Annotated in this window: 4 protein-coding genes; 2 read left to right on the forward strand and 2 right to left on the reverse strand. The window is 60.3% G+C overall.

The genetic code is table 11. The features are described 5' to 3' along the window. Positions 1–225 precede the first annotated feature (225 nt). Positions 226–1824, reverse strand: a complete 1599-nt coding sequence (locus BMI01S_RS30685; RefSeq protein ID WP_161635553.1) for an alpha-L-fucosidase — start codon at positions 1822–1824, stop codon at positions 226–228. 1131 nt (positions 1825–2955) lie between these two features. Between BMI01S_RS30685 and BMI01S_RS30690 the strand changes: the two genes are divergently transcribed. Together BMI01S_RS30690 and BMI01S_RS30695 are read left to right on the forward strand one after the other, a co-directional pair. Further along, a complete protein-coding gene (locus BMI01S_RS30690) occupies positions 2956–6579 on the forward strand; it encodes an AAA family ATPase (RefSeq protein ID WP_028232348.1) in 3624 nt (1207 codons plus the stop codon). 57 nt (positions 6580–6636) lie between these two features. Next, a complete protein-coding gene (locus BMI01S_RS30695) occupies positions 6637–6894 on the forward strand; it encodes a DUF4242 domain-containing protein (RefSeq protein WP_028214573.1) in 258 nt (85 codons plus the stop codon). Positions 6895–7241: 347 nt separating this feature from the next. On the opposite strand, the gene BMI01S_RS30705 is transcribed toward BMI01S_RS30695, so the two are convergent. Beyond that, the coding region (locus BMI01S_RS30705) for a nuclear transport factor 2 family protein (protein WP_255217831.1) at positions 7242–7611 on the reverse strand (370 nt) is incomplete at its 5' end.

The raw sequence follows: 7611 nt of genomic DNA on the forward strand, positions 1-7611 counted from the left end.
CAGTGCGGCTCGCAGTTTGGCGACTGTGCGACCAAAGTGCTGCGACGGACCTTGCACGCCTCTTTGTTGCGCGGCAGACGTCGAAAAACGATTCGATGCCGTGTTGGGGACCGGGTTGGCGGGAAGCGCCGCAAGCGGTCAGTCAGCGTCGCGGGGTAGATCATCGTCAATCGCGCGTGACCGCCGTACCCGTTGACGCTCGAGAGCAGCCAAAATCCCGCCGGATTAGTCCAGCTCCACTTCCACAACGTCAGGCAGCGTAGTCCGGCGCGAAGCGGGGAGTTCCACGGCGAGTTTTCCGTCCTTGAACTCGCTCTTCAGCGGCTTCCCATCGCCCAGAAGGAAAACAGCCTTCGGCATAGCGGCGAGTCCCTCCAGCGTTAGGCTTTTGTCGGTGGGCGCGATCAGGTCGGCGTCCAACGCACGCTCCGTTTTTTTGAATTCGGGAATGGCGAAGAGGAATCGCACGCCGTTCGTTGCAGTGGCGGGAACGGACGCCTTTTCATGCCTGGGTAGCGCGCCGGCGCGCACCGCCGCGCCGTTCACCTTCATCCAGTCCGCGACCACCGCCATGTCTTTGTAGGCGTTCGGATGGAGTTCGCCGTGCGCGTCCGGGCCAACATCGAGCAGGTAATTGATGTTGAGCGACCGAGCGAGCGCAAGGTTGCCCAGCACAAAGCCGTTGGCATAGAACGGGGCATCGTTGTAGGCCCACCCCTGGGTCCACGTCGTACACCACTCGGCCCAGTAGTCGCGCGCGACCTCACGCGTCTCGAGCGCGGGGCCTTCAAAGGTGACGTAGTCGCCATCGTGGAAATAGCGCGGTGACAGCACGATGTCGGGCTGAAGCTCGCGGACACGCGCCTGAGTCAGGCGCGGTGCCCCCTCCGCCGGCGCCGGAATGGCGCCGTCGAACCAGAGCAGATCGATCTTGCCGTAGCGGGTCAGGAGCTCCTCCACCTGCCCCTTGATCATGGCGTTATACGCCGCCAGATGCTTCGCCTTCTGCTCCTGCGTCTTTTGCTCTGTGCGCGGTTTGAGGTCAGGATCGAGCTCGGGAAGCCAGGGATTCATTTTTGCCGTGCCGTAGTCCATGAAGTTCATATAGTCGCGGTCGAAATACCAGTTAGGCGGCGAGTAGTAGAGACCGACTTTGAGTCCATACTTGCGGCAGGCCTCGACGAACGGTTTCACGAGATCGCGCCCGTGCATGAAATTCTTCGTGCTGAAGTCGCCGTAGGCGCTCGGCCAGAGGGCAAAGCCCTCATGGTGGCGGGTGGTCAGCACGGCATAGGTGAAACCCGCGGCCCTGGCTGCGGCGATCCACTTGTCGGGGTCGTAGTTCTGCGGATCGAAGTCTTTGGCCGCGGCCCAATACTGGTTGGGTGTGATTGCCGGTGGCTTGCCATCGAAATTCCAGTCCGCTTCACGGACGATTCGTTCCTGCTCCTTGGGATCGGTGATCGTCTTGTTCTTCCAGACCCCGGCCATCATGGCCCAGGAAAGATCCCCCACCCTCTTGCCCCGTGTGTCGAAGACGCTACTCAAACCCCAATGAATGAACAGGCCGAAACCCGCCTGTGGGAACCATTGCGCGCCAGCGGCCGCCGTGTGTGGAACGGACTTGACCTCGGGCTCGTCGACGATACCGATGGCGCCTTGCTGGGCGTTGGCATCAGTGATTTCGGCATGCGTCTTGCCATTCTTTGGCTCGGCACCGAACGGCTGTGGGCCAGCAGATGACTGGAGGACGTCGGCCCAGGTGAGTGACGTGGCACTTGCAAGGAGAGGCAGACTGAGGAAAATGCGACGAGAGAAAGGCATGGGACACCCCATTAAAATCATTGAGTACCGTAGCGAAATTCTGTTCGTTCGACATCGCCTGGCAGCACGGGAAAGTGGCGCGTCTATGCCGTCAGTGCGCCCAGTTATTCCAGCACCGGTGCCAACTGTGCTACCTCTCGCGTCGCCTGATTGAGCAAGTAGGTGAGATTCTCGTGGGGGTACGGATTGCCGTTGTCTGCAGCGCGGTCCAGATCACCCCATCGGGCCTCGAAGGCATCTGCCGACATAAAGGCCGTCGCTGCAGAACTGAGTACCCATGGCCTACCGACCTCATCTCGATGAATAAGCGATCACCCAGTGAATATGAGAATCTTCATCCGTCGCAACAGCAGCCAGGCCGATCGTGGCGAGTTGCCATGTCTGCTGTTTCCGAACGTTAAATGATCGTAGTCGTTACCGCGAATGTCCGGTAGCGGTGCAATGTCTCCTTCACTTAGCAACTGTCGGCGTGCGACACGTCCATCGCTTGCAACCCAATAATCCGGCATTCAAATGAAAATTTGAAGCTGTGCCGGACGCTCTAAGGCGTGTTGCCGGTCCAGTCTCCAGTTGGACGTACCCCTTTTTTCAATTTGACTAAAAAAGGGAGCGGCTGCCGACTGGTCGGGTTCATTCGGCTGGTAGTCGGTCGTTTGCCAGTGTTGTTGTCAATCGGAAGTTCCTTCCGGCAATTGCGTCGGAGCACTATGCTTTTTAATGGCTAAGGGATACGTGCGAGATGCCGACTTGATTCCGCGCGCCTTTGGAGGGGCATCCGCGCCGCGCCGAATCTGATCAGCGCAACGCGCGAATCAATTCACGGGCTGACCGAACTCCGCCAGGTTAATGCTCCCCATTCAAACCTGAGTCCGTTGATCTACGCGAGCAGGAAGTCGGTCGCGGACTGCACCCGTCCGAATAGACCGAGAATGACCGAGCAACTCGCGGCCGGCTGGAGGGGGCGACTCCTCAGCGATCAATTAAGCTGAGGATCCATACTCGGCAGGTCACCAGTCGGCGCAATGTTCACTGCACCTACTTAACAAGGTCCGGTGTCTAAAAACCGAACCGACGCTTGAGTGGCTGCGCCGAAGCGTGATGATGTTGGAAGGGTACTCCAGAGATCCAGCAATGACCGACGATCTGACGACATGGTTAGCGCAGATTGGCCTCGGCGCGCACGCTGCGAACTTCACTTCGCAAGGGATCGACTGGGATGTGCTCGGCGAACTTTCTGCGGGCGACCTGAAGGAACTCGGCCTTACGCTTGGCGACCGCAAGCGGCTCGCAAAAGGACTTGCAGCGCTGAACGAAGTCCACGCACATTCGCTTGAACGGGTGGCGGAACGCGGAGACTCACCATCGTCGCCTGGACCCGGAGCCATCGAGGCCGAGAGGCGGCAAATTACAGTGATGTTCGTCGACCTCATCGATTCGACAGGGCTAGCGGAGCGATTCGATCCAGAGGAGATGCGACGTCTGTTAGGGGTCTACCATCAAGCCTGTGCGTGCGCGATCGAAGCTCATGAAGGTCATATCGCGCTTTATATCGGCGACGGCCTGCAGGTCTATTTCGGCTATCCGAATGCGCACGAAGACGATGCCATACGTGCGGTACTCGCCGCGCTCGCCGCCATAGCGGCACTTCGCGAGGCCAACGATCTCATCGTAAGCGAGTACGGCGTGCGTCTGCATGTGCGTATCGGGATCGAAACGGGACTCGTCGTCGTCGGCACGATTGGCGCCGGATCTTCGCTGGATCACCAGGCAGTCGTCGGAGAGGTGCCAATCATCGCCGCAAGGCTGCAGTCGCTCGCTCCGCCCGACGCCATCATCGTGGGTCCGGCCGCCCAACACCTTATCGAAGGGTCATTCAAGCTCGAAGACCTTGGCTGGCGAGAACTGAAAGGGGTCGCCGGTGCAGTCCGGGTCCAACGAGTGCTGGCGCAAGCGGATACGATCGACCGCTTCGAAATCAGGGCACTCCACGGGATGACGCCACTCGTCGGCCGGGCTGCGGAACTCGACATGATCAAGCGGCGCTGGGAGCAGAGCATCGAAGGCGAGATGCGCTGCGTACTGTTGACCGGCGAGCCGGGAATTGGCAAATCACGCGTGCTGCGGGCGCTCTGCGACAGCATCGCTGAAGACACCCATGCGATCGTTTCGCTTCACTGTTCCGCGTACTATCGCAATAGCCCTTTTTGGCCGGTACAACGCTGGCTACAGCGCACTTTTGGCGTCGGCCCGGACGCGTCAGATGCGTCTCATAGGGAGCGGATAGAGACCGGAATCGCCAGACTCGGACTCGATGCCGACGAGACGCTTCTGGTCCTTACGACCTTGCTCGGAGTTCCGACAGGCGCGCGCTATTCGGCAGTCGACACATCCTCTCCATCCTTCAAGCGCCGGGTGCTGGACGTGCTGGTGGCCGTGCTCGAAACGTCGACGCGCGTTCAGCCAGTACTTGTCGTTGTCGAAGACGCGCACTGGATCGATCCGTCATCCCTCGAGTTCGTAAGGCTCGTGGTTGAACGGCTTGTGTCCGCACGGCTGATGGTACTTATCACGGCGCGGCCCGAGTTCGCCCCGGGCTGGACGTACCCCCACCTCGCAAAGCTCGATCTCGATCGGCTATCACGCAGCGATTGCATTGCGATGATCGAGCGGCTGACGGGTGGCAAGCGGCTGCCGGATCTCATACTCGATCAGATCGTCTCCAAGACGGACGGCGTACCGCTTTTTGTCGAGGAACTGACCAAGGCCGTTCTCCAGGGCGACCTGTTGCAGGATGCCGGCGCCAGCTACGAGTTGAAAAGCACGCCGCAGGCAATGGCGATACCGGACACGCTGCAGGGCTCGCTGCTGTCGAGGCTCGACCGGCTGGAGCCAGCCGTCAAGGAAACCGCTCAGGTCGCGGCTACAGTGGGACGTGAGTTCGGCAGAAAGCTGCTTGGCCTGATTGTGTCCAGGTCAGAGAACGAACTGCGTGAATCGCTCGACCGCCTGATTGCAGCGGAAATCATTGTTCCTGCTTCAGGCAAAGTCGCTGAGGGTGACGCCTTTTTATTCCGGCACGCATTGATCCAGGAGATTGCCTACCAATCCCTGCTGCTTGCGCGCCGCCGCTCCTTCCACGCGCTGATCGCCGCTGCTCTTGAAGAGCATTATCCGGACATTGTCGAGCGGCAACCCGAATTGATCGCTCAGAACTTCGCCGCAGCCGACCTGCCGGATCGATCAATCAGCTATTGGCAGCGTGCCGGGGAACGGGCGCTTGCGGGTGCCGCGTACGATGAGGCTATCGCTCATGCGCGGCGCGGACTTGAGATGCTCAACCGATGCTCCTACAGCGAGCCGGATCGTGCCGCCTACCTGCTGCCTCTGTTGCTGACAAGAGGCAGGGCCGAGCTCAGACTGGCCCAACGCGAGGCTATCGCTACCTTCCGCGAAGCGGCGCGAATTGCCCGCGAAAGGAAGCTCACCTCGTATCTCGTGCAGGCAGCGTTGGAGTTCGACACCGCGGAGACATTCCTCGAAGGCTCCGGCGATGCATCGCTTTCGTTGCTGGAAGAGGCGCTCGTCCTGATCGGCACCGAGGAGTCGGTCGAGCGTTGCCGCCTGTTGAGTCGCCTCGTCCGCACCGTTCATATGACCGGTGCAAGCGAACAAAGAAGTGAATTTGCCCTGGAGGCTGTCGCCCTCGCCAGACGCCTGAACGATCTGCCGAGCCTGTTCGATGCGTTAGCGTGCGAGTTGATGCATGTCGGGGCTCTCCCCTTGCCTGCGAACAGGTTTCCGGAACGTGAAAGCGTGTTGCTGGAGTTGAGGCAGATAGCGGAGGTTCTCGGCGATGCGCACACCATCGGGCATGCATGCGCCCGATGTCTTGCCGGCTACCTGGAGATCGGCGAGGTGGACCGTTTCGAGAGCGCGCTGGAACGGTATCGGCAGATTGCCGAGAGTGGACAGCACTTCGTCGATAGGTGGTGTGTGACGGGGGCGCAGGCTATGCGGGCCATACTTGTCGGTGACTTCGTCGAGGCAGAGTACAAGGCGCGCGACCTGTTGCGGATGGCGCAGAACGCCGACGCGAATCTGGCAACGGGTGTTTACGGCATGCAGATGTTCACGATACGCCGCGAACAGGGCCGGCTCGCCGGCGTAGCGCCGATCTTCAAGCGGTTTGTCGATGAGCATTCCGAGGACGCTACGTGGCGGCCAGGATTCATGTTGATCTGCAGTGATCTCGGCTTCGAGGCGCAGGCCCGCGACAATCTCGATCGGCTTGCGGAATCGGAATTCGCCCTCCCCGTGGACAGCAAGCGGCTTGTCACGTTGACATATCTGGCGGAGGTTGCTGCCCGCCTGCGGGACGTCGAACATGCCGAACGGATTTATGCACTGCTCCTGCCGTTCCGGGATCAGGTCGTCACGGTTCCAGTCTTTACGCTCTGCTGCGGTTCTGTGGCACGGTTTCTTGGCATGCTGGCCCATACTCTCGGCGACTGGTCAGCCGCCGAACTGCACTTCGAGTACGCGCTGCGGATGGATGAGCGCTTGCGGGCCTGGCCCTGGCTTGCGCACGACCGGCACGAATACGCGCTCATGCTGGCAGCGCGCAATGGCATCGAAGATAGAGCACGAGCGCGAGATCTGCTCTCGATGGCGGCCACCGCAGCCAATAAACTCCAGATGTTCGCGCTCGTCGAACGCATTGGTGGCGCGCAGACAAGAGCGGAGCCCAGAAATTAGCACCGGCTATCCCAGAGTTCGACGTGAGACCTGCGGTCACTACTCAAGGAGAATCTCATGCCACGTTTTATGATTGAACGTAACTTTGCAGAACAACTTGAGGTCACGGGTGAAAGTGCTGCGACTGTGAAGAGAATCAACGACGAGGAGGGCGTCGAGTGGCTTTTTTCGTTTCTCAGTGCGGACAAGAAGAAGACTTATTGTCTGTATGAGGCGCCCAACGCCGACGCCATCCGCGCCGCTGCACGCCGCGCGAATCTTCCAGCCGACGTAATCATCGAGGTAAGCGACTTGCGGCCGGAAATGTTTAGCTAGAAGGACGGGGCACATTGTATCGACTTATGGTCGACGCGATGCAACGAAAGGATTGACGCATTGGGGACATGACGCCGAAAGGTGGAAGAAGAAGCCTGGACCATATCGCCGGTTCCAGAGGCGCGTATGACGATGCCCAGTGTGCCCCGTAAGCGGCCCTTAGCCTGTCGCGGGGGGAAGGTCCGCACCGATGAACCTTTCTTCGGAAAGGTCATCGGGACGCGAACGTGCCGTCGCAAGGACGTTCGCGCCGGCCTCGCAAAGGTGCGCGACAACGGCTTTACCGACTCCTTTGGTCCCGCCTGTGACAAGCGCCCGAAGGCCCTGAAGTTCGAGTGCGGCGCTCATCAGTGAATCTCCAGAGACGCGATCTTGCCGCCGGCCAGGACAAACGTGTAGGTCAGCTCGACCGGGCTACCGGGGAAGGCGCCGGTGAGCCTGGCGCGCATCGTCACGGCGGCGCCATCCTGGGACAGGTCCAACGGCTCGACGTTGTATTGATACCTGGCTTTGGCGTCTTTCTTCCAGGCCTGGATGGCTTCGAGCCCCTCGATAGTGCGGCCCTCGTCGCGCACGACGGCATCGGCAGCGAAGCAGTTCGCGAGAGGAGCGGTGTCGCTGGTGGCTTCCGCGTTCAGATAGACATCCAGTGGCGGGGGCAGGGCCATGTTCATCGGGCTTCTCCGGAACGTCACGTTTGCATGTCCCAATGATTGG

The organism is Paraburkholderia mimosarum LMG 23256 = NBRC 106338, from assembly GCF_000739815.1.
Classification (GTDB): domain Bacteria; phylum Pseudomonadota; class Gammaproteobacteria; order Burkholderiales; family Burkholderiaceae; genus Paraburkholderia; species Paraburkholderia mimosarum.